Origin of the sequence: Phycicoccus mangrovi (assembly GCF_018729305.1) — a bacterium.
Classification (GTDB): domain Bacteria; phylum Actinomycetota; class Actinomycetes; order Actinomycetales; family Dermatophilaceae; genus Phycicoccus; species Phycicoccus jejuensis.
Window position 1 is genome coordinate 354,086 of sequence record NZ_JAHHWP010000008.1, and the last position, 15,431, is coordinate 369,516.

General features: G+C 69.5%; 11 protein-coding genes. 6 read left to right on the forward strand and 5 right to left on the reverse strand.

The annotated features are described in order from the left end of the window. Positions 1–14 precede the first annotated feature (14 nt). The 5 genes from KMZ30_RS06455 to KMZ30_RS06475 all read right to left on the reverse strand — a co-directional run bounded on the left by KMZ30_RS06455 (position 15) and on the right by KMZ30_RS06475 (position 6,306). Positions 15–1,715 (reverse strand): NAD(P)/FAD-dependent oxidoreductase, encoded by a 1,701-nt coding sequence (locus KMZ30_RS06455; RefSeq protein ID WP_308279674.1) that lies wholly within the window; start codon positions 1,713–1,715, stop codon positions 15–17. 49 nt (positions 1,716–1,764) lie between these two features. Then, positions 1,765–3,012 carry a glycoside hydrolase family 3 N-terminal domain-containing protein gene (locus tag KMZ30_RS06460; protein ID WP_308279675.1) on the reverse strand — a complete coding sequence of 416 codons (1,248 nt, stop codon included), beginning with the start codon at positions 3,010–3,012 and terminating at the stop codon, positions 1,765–1,767. Positions 3,013–3,103: 91 nt separating this feature from the next. Next, on the reverse strand, positions 3,104–4,471 hold the full coding sequence (arr, locus tag KMZ30_RS22620) for an NAD(+)--rifampin ADP-ribosyltransferase (protein ID WP_372447508.1): 1,368 nt from the start codon (positions 4,469–4,471) through the stop codon (positions 3,104–3,106). Positions 4,472–4,966: 495 nt separating this feature from the next. Beyond that, positions 4,967–5,404 carry a VOC family protein gene (locus tag KMZ30_RS06470; protein WP_215512505.1) on the reverse strand — a complete coding sequence of 146 codons (438 nt, stop codon included), beginning with the start codon at positions 5,402–5,404 and terminating at the stop codon, positions 4,967–4,969. A gap of 224 nt (positions 5,405–5,628) precedes the next feature. Further along, positions 5,629–6,306, reverse strand: a complete 678-nt coding sequence (locus KMZ30_RS06475; protein WP_215512506.1) for a hypothetical protein — start codon at positions 6,304–6,306, stop codon at positions 5,629–5,631. Positions 6,307–7,508: 1,202 nt separating this feature from the next. Here KMZ30_RS06475 and KMZ30_RS06480 point away from each other — a divergent pair. The 6 genes from KMZ30_RS06480 to KMZ30_RS06505 all read left to right on the forward strand — a co-directional run bounded on the left by KMZ30_RS06480 (position 7,509) and on the right by KMZ30_RS06505 (position 15,428). Next, complete coding sequence (locus KMZ30_RS06480) at positions 7,509–8,027, forward strand: type I restriction enzyme endonuclease domain-containing protein (RefSeq protein ID WP_215512507.1); 519 nt, start codon at positions 7,509–7,511, stop codon at positions 8,025–8,027. Next, complete coding sequence (locus KMZ30_RS06485; RefSeq protein WP_215512508.1) at positions 8,024–9,241, forward strand: SIR2 family protein; 1,218 nt, start codon at positions 8,024–8,026, stop codon at positions 9,239–9,241. The genes KMZ30_RS06480 and KMZ30_RS06485 overlap by 4 nt, the downstream gene beginning before the upstream one ends. Further along, positions 9,234–11,255: an ATP-binding protein gene (locus KMZ30_RS06490; RefSeq protein ID WP_215512509.1), complete on the forward strand. Its 2,022-nt coding sequence runs from the start codon at positions 9,234–9,236 to the stop codon at positions 11,253–11,255. The genes KMZ30_RS06485 and KMZ30_RS06490 overlap by 8 nt, the downstream gene beginning before the upstream one ends. A 327-nt stretch (positions 11,256–11,582) precedes the next feature. Next, positions 11,583–12,557 carry a nucleoside hydrolase gene (locus KMZ30_RS06495; protein WP_308279676.1) on the forward strand — a complete coding sequence of 325 codons (975 nt, stop codon included), beginning with the start codon at positions 11,583–11,585 and terminating at the stop codon, positions 12,555–12,557. Then, positions 12,554–13,384, forward strand: a complete 831-nt coding sequence (locus KMZ30_RS06500) for a PfkB family carbohydrate kinase (protein WP_215512511.1) — start codon at positions 12,554–12,556, stop codon at positions 13,382–13,384. The genes KMZ30_RS06495 and KMZ30_RS06500 overlap by 4 nt, the downstream gene beginning before the upstream one ends. Positions 13,385–13,442: 58 nt before the next feature. Then, positions 13,443–15,428 (forward strand): acyl-CoA dehydrogenase family protein, encoded by a 1,986-nt coding sequence (locus KMZ30_RS06505; protein ID WP_215512512.1) that lies wholly within the window; start codon positions 13,443–13,445, stop codon positions 15,426–15,428. Positions 15,429–15,431: the final 3 nt, after the last annotated feature.

Below are 15,431 nucleotides of genomic sequence, written 5' to 3' on the forward strand. Positions count from 1 at the left end.
CGCGCGGCGCCCGCTCAGGCGTCGCCGGGGCTCAGCCAGGCGTGCACGAGCGGCACGACGGACGCGCCCTCGCCGGTGGCCGCGGCGACCCGCTTCATCGAGCCGGCGCGCACGTCTCCGGCGGCGAAGATGCCGGGCACGCTCGTCGCGAGGTTCTCGGGCGGCAGGCCGTCGACCCACCGGTCCTTCGGCACGTCGCGCCCGGTGAGGACGAAGCCGCGCTCGTCGAGCGCGACCTCGTCGGGCAGCCAGCCGCAGTGCGGCTCGGCGCCGAGCAGCAGGAAGAGGCCGTACGCCGGGCGCTGCCGCGTCTCGCCGGTCGTGGTGTCACGCAACGCGACCCACTCGAGGCGCCCATCTCCGCCGGCGTCGACGACCTGCGTGCACGGCTCGACGGTGATGCGCGGGTTGAACTCGATCTCGCCGACGAGGTAGGCCGACATCGTCTCCGACAGCGACGGCCGGCGGACGACCACGGTCACCGACCGCGCGAAGCGCGCCAGGTGCACCGCGGCCTGCCCGGCGGAGTTGCCGCCCCCGACAACGACGACGTCCTGGTCCTCCATCTCGCGCGAGAGCGACATCGCCGCGCCGTAGTTGACGCCGCGCCCGACCAGTGCCTCCACCGACGGCACGCCGAGGTGCCGGTAGTCGACCCCGGACGCGACGACCACCGACCGCGCGCTGATCTCGAAGTCGCTGCCGCGCAACAGGTGTGGCTCGCCCTCGGCACCCGCGACCAGCTGCTCGACCTCCCACCCGGTGTGGAAGCGCGTGCCGAAGCGCAGCGCCTGGTTACGCGCCCGCTGGGCCAGCCGCATCCCGGAGACGCCGCGCGGGAAGCCGAGGTAGTTGCGGATCATCGAGCTCGTGCCGGCCTGCCCGCCGATGGCGCTGCCGTCGAGGACGATCGTCGAGAGCCCCTCGGACGCCGCGTAGACCGCTGTCGCGAGCCCCGCCGGTCCACCACCGACGACCGCGACGTCGACGACGGAGGCACCCGCGGCGGCGTCCATCTCGCGCTCGGCCTGCGTGTCGAAGAACGAGCGGGCGACGTCGCGCACCGACGTCGCGACGATCGGGTCGCGGTTGGCGGCCCAGACCCGCGGGTAGCCGGCGTCCTCGGGGAAGTGCTCGGCCACGTGCCGGCCGATCTCGCTGTCGGGCTCGACCGAGCGGCAGGGGATGCCCATGCGGTCGAAGAAGTCGCGGACCTGCTGGGCCACGACGTCACCGGGCGGCGCGACGATCTTCGCGACGACGACGTCGGGGTCGGTCGCGGTCCAGCCCCACTCGCTGAGCAGCTCGGTGACGGAGTGGTGGAACTCCTCGTCCCGCGTGCCGCGCGGCATGAGGAGGTAGGCGTCGTACTTGCCCTTGGCCATGCCGGAGCGCAGCCGCGGGGCGTCGGAGAGGAACCGGTCGTAGGGCGCGACGACGAGCCGGCGCGCGGTCGGCACGAGGTGGCGCCACTCCGCGAACGCGGCGAGCACGTTCTCCTCGTCGGGCAGGCGCGAGTCGGTGACGAACATCGCCACCTGGTGGCCCTGCGCGAGGGCGTCCTCGGTGACGTCGCACGCCTCGCGGCACGAGCCGGCGGTGCGCAGGTCGTACTCGCGCGAGTAGCGCCAGAAGACGTCGAGGAGGGTGTCGGTGTGCTCGCCGGACGCCAGGACGATGACCGGAGCCGGTGCGGTGGAGGGGGAGGCCGTCACCCCGTCGAGCCTAGGCCGCTCCGGGCCGCGGCGGGAGGGGTGCCCGCCGTCAGTCCCCGGACGTCGACGACGACGAGCAGGGGAGCAGGCCCATCCGGTCCTTGAGGTCGAGCACGCGGTGCACCGAGGCATCGACCTGCTGCGCGAAGTCGTCGTCCTTGTCCGCCTTCGCGGCCAGCGCCTCGAGCATCGCGGGGGCGACGGACGCGTCGCCGGTCAGCGTGATGTCACCGCCCGCCTCGACGAACTTGACGGCGCGCTGCCCGGGGGAGGTGGAGCGGACGGACTGCGCGTTGACGTCGTCGGTGATGACGACGCCGTCGAAGCCGAGCTCGCCGCGCAGCATGTCGGTGACGACCGTGCGCGAGAACATCGCCGGCACGCCGGGGTCGATCTTCGCGTAGTTGGCGGAGCCAACCATGACGAGGCCCGCGCCGGCGTCGACGCCCGCGGCGAACGGCTCGAGGTAGGGGTCGTCCTTCGTCGTCGTCGGGTCCGTGATGCCGGTGCTGTGGAAGTCGGTGTTGTTGCGGATGCGGCCGAGCCCCGGGAAGTGCTTGACCGTCGCCTCGACGCCGCCGTCGAGCATCCCCTCGATGAACGCGGTCGACGCCTTCTCGACGGTCTTGGGGTCCGACCCGTACTCGCGCTCGTACTTGCCGATCGGCTCGTTGCCGCGGCCGAGGTCGGCCGGCACGGTGTCGGTGACCGGCGCGAGGTTGACGTTGACCCCGGCGTCCTTGAGCTCCTCGGCCCAGCCGGCGGCGGCCTTGCGCAGCGCGGACGAGGACATCTGCGCCTGCTCGCTCGCGGTCGGCGGGCGGGTGAAGCCCTCGCCGCGCAGCTGGTGCACCTCGCCGCCCTCCTGGTCGGCGGCGATCATCAGGTCGATGCCGGCGGTGGCCTTGCGGGAGACGAGCCCCTGGAGGTGCTCGGAGGTGGTCGACACCTTCTCGGCGCCCTCCCAGCCGCCGAGGTAGATGACGTTGCCGACGTGGTCCTTCGTGATCGTCGAGTCGAGCGCGTCGAGGGAGGCGTTGGTGTCGAAGCCGACCATGAGCAGCTGGCCGAGCCGCTGGTTGGCGGTCATAGCCTCGTACGTCGTGTCGGCGCAGGTCGGGGTCTCGCTCGGCGACGGGGTCGCCGAGGCCGACGGCGACGCGGACGTGCTCGACGCGGACGCGCTGGTCGGGGCCGCCTCGGGCGTGCCGGTCGAGCAGCCGGCGAGGGTGACGGCGAGCGCCCCGGTGAGGGCGAGCGCGGCGCGGCGGGGGTGGGGTCGCGTGGGGGTGGTCACCCGAAAACGCTACGTGACCACCCTGCGGGCCGAGGAATCGCGCTGGTCGCGGCGCCGGCAGCCACCGTTGAGGACGCCGCGCGCCGGCGGCTCAGTCCATCGCCTCGATGCCGAGCTCGGCCAGCTCGCCGGAGGATGCGCGGAGGCGCTGCACAAGCGCGGCGTCGGGTGGCTCCCAGTCGAGCACCTCCTCGACCACGCGCACGCCCTCGGTCGTGCGGTAGGAGCGCGTCGGGTTGCCGGGGAAGCGCTTGTCGGTGACGTTCGGGTCGTCCTCGAGCGGGCCGAGCGGCTCGACCTGGTAGACGCGCGGCGGCCCGTCGCCGCGCGCGAGCTCGGCGGCCAGGGGAGCGCCGTTCGACGAGGCCGTGACGTAGATGTGCCTCATGGGTCTGCCCGTGCCGTAGTTCGAGCGCCACCCCGGCGTCAGCACGTCACCGGGACGGACGTCGGCCCGGGTGCCGTGGAAGAACGGGCCGGGGTCGTCGACGACGCGCTTCGGCGGGGGCGGGTCGCGCAGCAGCACGTCGAGCCGGTGCAGGAGCGCCGCCACGCGACTGCCGCCCTCCGGCGCCCGGGGGTAGCGGGACAGGACGTCGAGGACGACCGGGCTCGCCCGCCGGGCCGCGGCGTCGAGGACGTACTCGGCGACCACCGGGTCGTCGCCCCGGTACAGCTCGGCGGCCCGGGCCGCGTGCACCGCGGCGCCGAGGAGGTGCCGCAGCTGCGTGGCGTTCGCGAGCGGGTGCAGGTAGGCGGCGGCCGCGGCGTCACCGGCGGCCGTCGCGGCGTGCTTCGCGGCCTCGGTGGATGCCTCCCGCCCGGCGCGGTGGGCGTCGGTCGCGGTGTGCCGCTGGAGGTTCGAGCGCGGCGCGCCCTGCGCGTACTCGCGGGCCGCGGCTATGGCAGCGCGCGGCCGGTCGTCGTCGGGGTGAGCGCGGTCCCACACGACGAGCGCCGGCTCGGCGCCGTCGGCGGCGTACCAGGCGACCGCGCGCAGCTCGGCCGTCGTCAGCTCGAAGTCGGCCACCCGCTCGAGTCTGGCACGGAGCTGGTCGCGACCGCCGACCTTGGGCGGACAGGCCACCTCAGACGCCTGCGACGTACGCGGTGAGGAAGTGCACGCCGTGCCGGTCGAGGTTGCCGCGTGCGCGGTCGTAGTGCTCGGTAGTGCCTCGAGGGCCCGCAGCACCGGGACGGTCACCGGCATCGTGCCCGGCTTGTAGCCCTTGCCGACCAACCGCAGCACGCGGTGCCCGCGCAAGGTCTCGGCGTAGTCCTCGATCCGGACCGCCGCGGCCTCCGACGCACGCAGCGCGTTGATCCCCAACAGGAAGGCCAGGGCGCCGTGGTGGACGGTGATGGTCTGGGAGACATGCAGGAACCGGATGAGCTCGAGCCGGTCGAACCCTTGGGTGCGCGTCTCGTCCCGGTGCACCGTCGGCAGCCGGGCGTACACGGCCGGGTCCGCCGGGACCAGGCCGTCGATGTGCGCGAAGCGGAAGTACCCCGCACCCCGTGCATCATGGTCACCGCGCTGGAGTCCATCAGTCCGCGTTCGCTCAGCCCGCGGATGTACAGCTCGACATGGGCGCGCTGGATGCCTGCGAGCGGGTCCAGCCCGTGTCCTTCGCACCAGGAGAACTACTCCCGCAGCTGGAACGAGTACAGCCGGTGCGTTCGCCCCGAGTAGCGAGCCAGGTACGACACCGCGGCCAGCTGCGCGGTCGACATGGTGGTCGGTCGGAAGGGGAGAAGGGCAGTCTGTGCTGACATGGGTCGCCTCACGCGGCGACAGTTGGTGGCCCGCACCCGCCCGCCGCGAGCGCGGCCGGGCATCCGGACCCGTGAACGGTAGACCCGAGCCGCCGCCACGACCAGTCCGTTGCCAGGCGGTGTGGCGCGCGTCGCGACCGAGGCGCGATGGTCCTCGTGCAGCGCCGACGTCGGAACGTCAGCTCCGCTGCAGCTCCTCGGCGAGCATGACGATGATGCCGCTCGGACCGCGGACATAGGTGAGCTTGTAGGCGTCCTCGTAGGTCGCCACGCCGCGCAGCGGGTAGCAGTCGTGTCTCGCCGCGATCTCGAGGGCCTCGTCGAGGTCGTCGACCGAGAAGGCGACTCGATGCATGCCGATCTCGTTGGGGCGGGTGGGCTCGGTCTCGATCGCGTCGGGGTGGATGTACTCGAACAGCTCGAGCCGACCGAGACCGTCAGGCGTCTGGAGCATCGCGATCTTGGCGTGGTTGCCGTCGAGGCCGACAGCCGTGTCGGTCCATTCGCCACTGACCGTGTCACGGCCGAGGACGCTCAGCCCCAGGTCCGTGAAGAAGGCGATGGTCGCGTCCAGGTCTCGGACGGCGATGGCGACGTTCTCGAGCTTGATGGGCATGCGGCGAAGGCTATAGAGCCGTTCATCGGTCCGGACGGTAAGCCGCCGCACACTGGGCGTCGGCTCGCGGCGGAGAGACGCAGGCATCAAGCCGTGCCGACTCAGTCGTCTCGCATCGCGTGCGTGTCTTCAGCGATCCGCTGACGGCGCCGGACACGTTGTGATGCGCAGATGAGCTTTGAGCCACCACGCAGTCGACTCCGAGCGGGGCATCGGGGACCCGGTTACCAGTCCAGCCCCGTCGTGGTACCCGCGTCGGCCGAAGGTTTGGTTCGCTCATGTTGCCAAGTTGGTGGCAGGTGGCGGGTCAGCTGCCTCGGATCTGCATGATCGGGCGCCAATGCCATCAACGCCCCGAAGAAGGTGGCGTAGCTAAGTCCTGACTCCGCCAGACGAGCCATCGCCCACCGCGCCGTCCGGTCGCCCGGAGGGCTGCCGTAGCTGTTGTAGCCGGAGTCAGCCATGTGCCTCAATGTCTCTTCTTGCTCCGAGCTGAAAGTCGAAGGGGTTCGTTCACCAGTCGTCAGGTCCACTGCCCGAAGAATCATCGCCCAACCAATAAGCGGATACGCGGGATGCTCCGTTGCGCACAAACTAAACGTGTGCGCCCGACGCATGGCCGACGCCAGCTCGCGGGGGTAGGCCATGGGCACGAGGTAGACGCCGTTGCCACCTGAGCGTCCACGATTGGTGATCACCTCGTGGGCTCTGGCGAAGGTAGCGAGCTGGCCGTCGCCCTGCTTATAGGAGGTCGCGTGGGAGGGCACTCGCAGGTAACCGGGCAGGCCGGTCTCTCGGCATTGGTGTTCGGTCCAGGCGACGGCCTCGTCGGTCCGGCGCAGGTTTTCCGGCGACGCAATGTACGGCGTCCATGCGACCGCTCTGTAGGTCAGGTCGTTCACGAAACGTGAGCGTAGGTCGCGCCACTGACACCCGGTAGGTCCTGGACGCGGCCGGCCCCGAGGGGCTGCTGCACCGATAGGTGACAACCGAACCGTGGCGATACGACGCATCCTGATGGCGGCGCTAAGGGTCACTTCCGTGCGATCGGATACTGGAAGGCACTGACTTCGACCGACGACTCATTGAGACACCTGGATGGCTGCGGGTTAGCGTCTTGCCTGTGCCAGAGGAGCGACGGAACGAAAGACTTGCGCGTCGGGTGGTTGCCCATGCGCTCTCATGCGTTGTCGAGCGCTACGAAGACGGAAGCCGTGACTCGCAGGTGGATGCCGAGATCGTCCTCCCGGATGGCCGTGCGGGACTCGAGGTCGTTGCGGACATCGATCCAGCGGTACCAAGCATGTGGAAGGCATTGGAGAACGTCCAGCACGAGGTTCGCGTTGATGGCTTAGCTCGTCGATGGATTGTGACACTACGGAGAACGGCCAGCGTCAAGCGGGCGGTTGCTGAGCTGCCAGGCTTCATGCTGCAACTTGAGCGGGGTGAACTTCAAACACACCGGTCGGCCGTTCCCTCCGAATTGGAGAAGCTCGGAGTCGTGAGCGCGGACCCGATCCTCAATGATGACCGCCCCGGAGGACGAATCCACCTCTCCATGGAAGGCTGGAGCGGCTCAGCGGGAATGCGGCCCGAGGTGGCTCCTTGGGTAGCCGACATGCTTGAGAGACACCCGGATGTGCCGCGGAAACTTCAGGCACACCCATCCTCGGAGGGACATGCCTTCCTCTGGGTGACCACATCCAGTGACTTCGAGACACAGTCGGCCCTTGAGAACCGGGGTCAAGCCCTGCCGGCAGTCGAACCGGTGCTGCCAAACGGCGTCACTCATGTGTGGGTCGCTGGCTTGTCGTCGTCCCAAGGGGTGCTCGCTTGGTTCCCGCATCGGGGGTGGTGGCGCACGCCATGGTCGTGGCCAGCCTCGGCGGCCGACCTAGCCGTGCTGCTTGAGGACTGAGCTCAGGTCGGTCCGGCGTCATTAGTCCCACGCGGCGATAGGACGCACCACGCGCGGCACCGAAGCCTGATCGCGCGATCACGCCCGATTTGTGGGCCGCCCTCGATAAGGTCCTCCTAACGGGGAGGCAGGCGTTCTTTCGTCCTTCTCGGGCTTTTCTTTGTCACATCGCGAGGGGACGCAGGCATGACCACGCAGACGAGCGCGCGGGACGGCGGGAGTGTGGCTGTAATGGCACGCGCAGCCAAGAAGGCGCCCCAGGCTAATACCCTCGTGCAGCGCCTTTGGGAAGCCGCCGACGCGTTCCAGGGCAACAAGGAGCCCAGCCTGACAACTGCCGGAATCATCGCCGAGCTGGTTCAGCCGGTGAAGGAGATGGGCAAGCAGAACCAGCGACACGAGGCGCTCGCGTTGTCGGTGGCCGAGGCCGCGTTCTACGACGCCATCGTGCTGAACGACGTCGCGATCCTCCAGATGGGCGATGACAGCCTGCAGAGGATGGCTGCGGAGCTGGTGCCCTCGAGCAGCCAGAGCGCCACGCTCGACTGGGACGTTAAGGATTCGGTCCGCGACGCGATGCGCACTAAGGTCCGCAGGCTGCTCGCCAACTACGACTGCCCGCCTGACCTGGAGAAGAGGGCGATCGAGCCGGTCTTTGAGCAGGCGAAGCTCTACGCCTGCGTCGCAGGGGGAGCACCCGCGTGACCCTTGTCGCGAAGGAATTGACGGCCGAGCGGCTGCGCGATCTGGTGCAGGATGCCCACCTATCGTTCCTCTTTGGGGCAGGGGCTTCTGCTCCCATGTTCCGATTGCTCGGTGACATCGAGAACCTGCTGACGTCCCTTGACGCCTCTGGCGCCACCCAGGACGCGAAGGCCTACGCGCGAGCATCCATCTACTCGGGCTTCTTCCGCAGCGTGGTGCTCAAGAACAACGACCTGCTCGACCGGAGCGGAGGTGAGGCACTCCAGCTCCTTGAGCGGTACGAAGCGTTCCTTCAGACAATCAACCGGCTGCTCCTGGAGCGCCGTAGTTCGCTGCTCAACAAACAGGTCAATCTCTACACAACGAACGTCGACTTGGCGACGGAGATCGCCGCCGAGAGCCTCCAGGTCCACCTCAACGATGGCTTCGCAGGACGGCTGCAGCCGCGCTTTAGCACTTCCAATTTCGGCTCGGTAGTCTCACGGCGCAGCCTCCAGTACGACAACCTGTCCGAGGTACCGACCTTCAACCTGCTCAAGCTCCATGGTTCGGTCGGCTGGTCAGCCGCGGGGGAGGCGAGCCGTCCCGAGATAGGTCTCGACACCCGCCTGCGACAGGTAGCCGAAGTCGCGGAGGAGCTTGACAAGGTCGACGCGATCTTGGCCGAGGTTGGCGCAGATACGACCTTGGAGTCTTTGCTCGGTAGCCCAGTCCCACCGGGGGCGGCGGCTCTGTTGTCGCCCTTCCTGGACGCCTACAGCCAGCTGGCCATCGTCAATCCGACGAAGGCGAAGTTCCAGCAGACTGTGCTGAACCAGAACTACTACGACCTGCTTCGGCTCTTCTCGAACGAGCTAGAGAAGGAGAACGCCGCCCTCTTCGTCGTTGGCTTCTCCTGCCGCGACGAGCACATCCGGGAGCTGATGGTGCGCGCCGCTCGCACCAACCCAACGCTCCAGCTCGTCATCTTCGCCTATAGCCCGCACGCCGCCACGGAGATCGAGCACGCCTTCGACGGCTACCCGATCACCAACAGCAACATCTGGCTGATCGCACCGCCCGCCGATGAGGTGGATGAGGAGCCGCTGCGCTACGACCTACCGACCGTCACATCCGAGTTCTTCGCGAAGGTCGCGCCCTCGTCGTCGGCTCCCAAGCAGTCGGTCGAAGTTAAGGTCTCGGTGCAAGAGCCGCTGGTCGACCTCGATGATTGACCACGAGTTGCTCAACCGTGATGCTGTCTTTCGCGTCGGCGAGGTTGTCGGGGTCCAGGGCCGGACGGTTCGCATTCGCGTTGATAAGGCCAAGAACGGTGCGCACCTGATCTACCAAGGTCGGCTGCTGCGCAACGTGGGTGTCGGCGGCTTCCTCAAGATCAGCAAGGGCTTCGCCGATCTGGTCGGCAAGGTCGATGGCGAAGAGATTGCTGAGGTGCGCGGCCACGAAAGCTACCGCAGCTCCCGCGACCGGGTCGAACGGATCCTGACTGTCAGTCTGATCGGCTTCATGTCGGGCGGCCAGTTCCGTCGCGGTGTACGCGAGCTGCCGCTCGTAGGCAACGAATGCTTCTTGCTCGATGAGGACGAGTTCGATCGCATCCATAGCTTCGTCGACCCGAAGGACCGCGCGCTCACAATCGGCCGCCTGGCGATGGAGAAGGGACAGGACGTTCGTGTTGGCGTCAACAGCCTCTTCGCCAGCCATATCGGCATCTTCGGCAACACCGGCAGCGGCAAGTCCTACACCTTGACCAAGCTCTACCACGAGCTGTTCGCTGCCTACGGCGACTCGGACGCGTTCAAGAAGCGGGCGCGGGTGCTCGTCATTGACTTCAATGGCGAGTACGTCAATCGCGTTGGAACCGTGGCCGGCGAGCAGAGCAGTTCCGTTCTCACCGATAACGACGCGAAGACCGAGTTTGTGCTCTCGACTCGGAACGACGAGGGTGACCGCCTTCCTCTGAGCAAGGAGGCAATGGAAGACCCGGTTATTTGGACGGTGTTGCTCGACGCGACTGAGAAAACCCAAGCGCCGTTTGTGCAGCGCACGCTCCAGAGCGACTACTGGGAGTCTCGGTTGGAGACGGGCGAGGACCTTGGAGCCGCTGTCGCCCGCATTGTCTATGCCGCCATCCGCAGTTCCGACCCAGCGCTCGACAAGGGCTTGATCGTCAAGTTCCTTGAGGAAGTCCAAGGGTGCATGGGCGAGGAGGCACCTGATGCCCTCGGCGACTACATCCGCGACATCCAGTCGAACCTTGGCTACCACGGTCAGAACAAGTGCTTCTACTACCGGCAAACCAACGGCATCAACGTCTACGCCAACGACCCGTCGTCCGACACCTACTTCCAGAATTTGACCTACACGCGCATCGGCGGACTTGGCATCGATCCCAGCGCCCTGCAGAGCGTCGACCGCATCCGGTTCAAGCTCGTGCTGCAGTACTACTCCGACATATTTCACGGCTACGCGAACCGCGAACACCTCGGCCCGCTAATCAAGCGGCTGGAGTCGCGCATGCCGCGCGTGAAGCGCCTAATCGAGGTCTCGGACGGCACTCTGCTGGACAAGCCATTGACTGTGATCTCACTGCGCGACGTCAACGTCGAGATGCGCAAGGTCATCCCGCTCCTCATCTGCCGCCAGCTCTACGACGAGAAAAAGCGCGACGGCGATCCGTCGCGGTACCTCAACATCGTTGTCGACGAGGCGCACAACATCTTGTCGAACGCGTCGTCCCGCGAGAGCGAGGCGTGGAAGGACTACCGGTTAGAGACGTTCGAGGAGATTATCAAGGAGGGTCGGAAGTTCGGTGTCTTTCTGACGATTGCGAGTCAGCGACCGCACGACATCTCCGAGACGATCATTTCCCAATTACACAACTACTTCCTGCACCGCTTGGTCAACAACCTCGACATCATGGCCATCGAGCGAGCTGTCGCGTACCTGGACCGTGTTTCGTTTGAATCCCTGCCGATCCTTCCGACAGGCTCGTGCGTCCTCTCCGGGCTGTCCACGCAGGTGCCGGTCGTCGTGGACATCGAGAAGTTGCCGACTGCATACGAACCGAACAACAAGACGATGACCTTGGCCGATGGCTGGATCCCCGGCACCGACCCCGATGGCGGTGGCTCCGGTGCGGCGGCGGACGACACAACCGACCCTTCCGACCCTTGGGACGACTTCGCCGGCAGCGGCCAGTGGACCGGCGAGGAGCCTCCGTTCTGATGAGCACCGAGCGCATGTCGTTTACCTTGGCCCGTCGAGCATTCGACCTGACGGCTGACGACATACGACGCCGGCTGCAACAGCACCACCCTCGTGCTGTTGAGGGCCTGTCGGATTCTTCGTGAAGGTGTCATCGGCTAGTTGGACCTGAGTTTGCGGCAAAGGGGACGTCGTGCGGCACGAGAAGGAGCCGAGATCGCATAGCCCCTTCTGGGCGGAATGACGCGGGCACTGCGCCATCATTGAAACGCGCGGAGCCCCTACCGCCATCCATAACGCCGGTGGGGCTCTGACGGGCGGGGCGCCCGATCGTGGATGATCGGTCCCGTGCAGCGGATCCCGGTGGTGCTCGACGTCGACACGGGCGTCGATGACGCGTGTGCCCTCCTCCTCGCGGCGCTCCATCCGGGGCTCGACCTGCGGGCCGTCACGTGCGTCGGCGGCAACGCCCCGCTCGCCGACGTCGTGCGCAACACGCTCGTCGTCCTCGAGACCGCCGGCCGGACCGACGTGCCCGTCGGCGTGGGTGCTCTCCGTCCCCTCCTCGAGCAGCCGGTCGACGCCCGGCACGTCCACGGCTCCGACGGGATGGCCGACCTCGGGATGCCCGCCCCCACCCTGCAGCCCGACGCCCGCATCGCGATCGACCTCCTGCGCGACACCGTGCTCGGCGCAGCCGAGTCGGGAGATCCGGTCACCCTCGTCCCCCTCGCCCCGATGACGAACATCGCCCTCCTGGCGCGCGTCCACCCCGAGGCCTTCGCGCGCATCGGCCGCATCGTCTTCATGGGCGGCGGAGCGAACGTCAGCAACGCGACGGCCGCCGCCGAGTTCAACGTCTTCCACGACCCCGAGGCCGCCGCCGTCGTGCTCGACGCCTGCGCCGCCCACGAGGTGCCGGTCGCGATGTACGGCCTCGACGTCTTCTACGCCCCCAAGGTCACCGACGCCGACGTCGAGACGCTCCGCGCCGTCGACACCCCGGTGGCCCGGCTCGCCGCCGACCTCATCTCGTTCCACCACCGGCGCTTCGCCAACGACGGCGCGACCATCGGCGACGCAGGCGCGGTGGCGATGCTCCTCGCGCCCGACGCGGTGCGCACCGAGCGGCGCCCCGTCCGGGTCGAGCTCTCGGGCACGTGGACGCGCGGGCGCACCATCGTCGACACCCGCGACTGGAGCGGCGACATGGCGCACGACCCCCACGGCGTCTCGCCGGCGATGGTCGAGGTCGCCCTCGAGATCGACGGCCCCCGCATCGCACGGCTCTGGCTCGACACCGTCGGAGGGGAGGCCCGATGACCGGCCGCGTGCTCGTCCTCGGCTCGCTCAACGTCGACCTCGTGACGCGGGTCGAGTCGCACCCGCGCCCGGGGGAGACCGTGCTCGGCGAGGGCCTGCGCCGGCTCGCCGGCGGCAAGGGCGCCAACCAGGCCGTCGCCGCGGCGGCGGCCGGCGCCGACGTCGCGATGGCCGGCTGCGTCGGCGACGACGACGGCGGCCGCGCCTACCGCGAGCGGCTCGCGCGCCTCGGCATCGACGTCGAGGCCGTCCGCGTGATCGAGGGCGAGACCTCCGGCCACGCCATCGTCCAGGTGTCCGACGACGGCGAGAACACGATCGTCGTCGTGCCCGGCGCCAACCACCACCTCGGGGCGCCGGAGGTCGGCGCCGTCCGCACCCTCGGCCCGGACGACGTCCTCGTCCTCCAGCTCGAGGTCCCCCTGACCGTCGTCTGCGAGGCCGCGCGGGTCGCCGCCGGCCGTGGCGCCCGGGTCGTGCTCAACGTCGCCCCGTGGTCGGGGCTGCCCGCCGACGTCGTGGCCCTCGGCGACCCCGTCGTCGCCAACGAGCTCGAGATGCAGGCGCTCGCCGAGGCAGGCGCCGAGCCCGCCTCGCTGCTCGTCACCTTCGGGGCCAACGGCGCCGCGTGGGACGGCGTGACGATGCCGGCCCACCCGGTCGAGGGCGGCGTCGTCGACACGACCGGGGCCGGCGACGCGTTCGTCGGCGCGCTCGCGGCGGCCCTCGCGCGCGGCGCCACCCGGGAGGAGGCGCTCGACGCGGCCCTGGCCTCCGGCGCCGCTGCCGTCGCCCGCGAGGGCGCCCAGCCCGACCCCTACCTGTGAGTAACTTCGCGCGTCACGGAGCCGCCGGAGGCCGGTAGAGCCGTGTCAGGGTGGCGACATGGCCGCCACCGACGCCGTCCGCACCACCGACCCGACCCGTCGCGCCCAGCCCGCCCTGGACGCCGACCCCGCCGCCCTGCGCGCCGTCCTCGACGGCCCGCACGCCGCCGTCCGCGACGAGGTCCGCGCCGCGCTGGCCGAGCACACCGACCTGCTCGACGAGCAGCGCGACCTGCCCCGGGCCGAGCTGCGCCGCCGGGTGCGCGACCTCGTCGTCGAGATCGGCGAGCGCGGCCAGGCCGCCCACGGCTTCCCCCGCTCGGTCGGAGGCGGCGGCGACATCGGCGCGTCCATCGCCTCGTTCGAGACCCTCGCCTACGGCGACCTGTCCGTCGTCGTGAAGTCCGGCGTCCAGTTCGGGCTCTTCGGCGGCGCGGTGCTCCAGCTCGGGACGCGCGCCCACCACGAGCGCTACCTGCCCGACATCCTCTCCGGGCGGCTGCTCGGCTGCTTCGCGATGACCGAGACCGGGCACGGCAGCAACGTCCAGGCGCTCGGCACGACCGCCACCTACGACCCCGCCACCGACGAGATCGTCGTCCGCACCCCCGACGACGCCTCGCGCAAGGACTACATCGGCAACGCCGCGGAGGACGGCGAGCTCGCGGTCGTCTTCGCCCAGCTCGAGGTCGGCGGCGAGGACCACGGCGTCCACGCGGTGCTCGTCCCGATCCGCCGTGACGGCGAGGTGCTGCCCGGCGTGCGGGTCGAGGACTGCGGCACCAAGCTCGGACTCGAGGGCGTCGACAACGGCCGCCTCTGGTTCGACGACGTGCGCGTCCCGCGCGCCAACCTCCTCGACCGCTTCGCGCAGATCGACGACGACGGCACGTACCGCTCGAGCATCGAGAACCCCAACCGGCGCTTCTTCACGATGCTCGGCACGCTCGTCCAGGGCCGGGTCAGCGTCGGCGGGGGAGCGCTCGCAGCGTCCAAGGTGGCGATCGAGATCGCCGTCCGGTACGGCCTGCGCCGCCGCCAGTTCGAGGCGCCCGGCACCGACGACGAGACCCTGCTCCTGGACTACGGGATGCACCAGCGGCGGCTGCTGCCGCTCGTCGCCCGCGCCTACGCCCTGAGCGCCGCCCAGCAGGAGGTCGCCCGGCAGCTGCACGAGGTCTTCTCGCCGGAGACCCCCGAGGCGCCCGAGCGCGACGTGCGCGCCCTCGAGTCGCGCGCCGCCGGCCAGAAGGCGCTCGCCACCTGGCACGCGACGCACGCCATCCAGGAGTGCCGCGAGGCCTGCGGCGGCGCCGGCTACCTCTCGGCCAACCGGTTCGCGGCGCTCAAGGCCGACACCGACGTCTTCACGACGTTCGAGGGCGACAACCACGTCCTGCTCCAGCTCGTCGCCAAGGGGCTGCTCACCGACTACTCCTCGTCCTTCGAGGACCTCGACCAGCGCGGGATGGTCCGCTTCGTCGCCGGGCTGGCCGTCGACACCGTCGTCGAGCGCACCGCGGCCCACCAGCTGCTCGAGCGCATCCGCGACGTGCTGCCGACGGGGCGCGACGGCGCGGACACCGACGCCGGGCTGCTCGACCCCGACTACCACCTGGCGATGCTGCGCTTCCGCGAGGAGCACCAGGTCTCCGGGGTCGCGCGGCGGCTCAAGGCGGGGGTCGACGCCGGCCGGCCGCCGGGCGAGGTGTTCAACGACGTGCAGGACCACGTCATCGCCGCGGCCCGCTCGCACGTCGAGCGTTTTGTCGTCGAGGCGTTCGTCGCGCAGGTGCGGGCCCAGCCGGAGGGGCCGACGCGCGAGGTGCTCGGGGCGCTGTGCGACCTGCACGCGCTCGTGACCATCGAGGCCGACCGCGGCTGGTTCCTCGAGCACGGCCGGCTGTCGGCGCCGCGCTCGAAGGCCATCACGCGCGAGGTGACGGCGCTGCTGCGGCGCCTGCGGCCCGTCGCACTCGAGCTCGTCGAGGCGTTCGGCATCCCGCCGGAGGTCCTCGGCGCGCGCGACCTCGTCGGCCCCTGACCC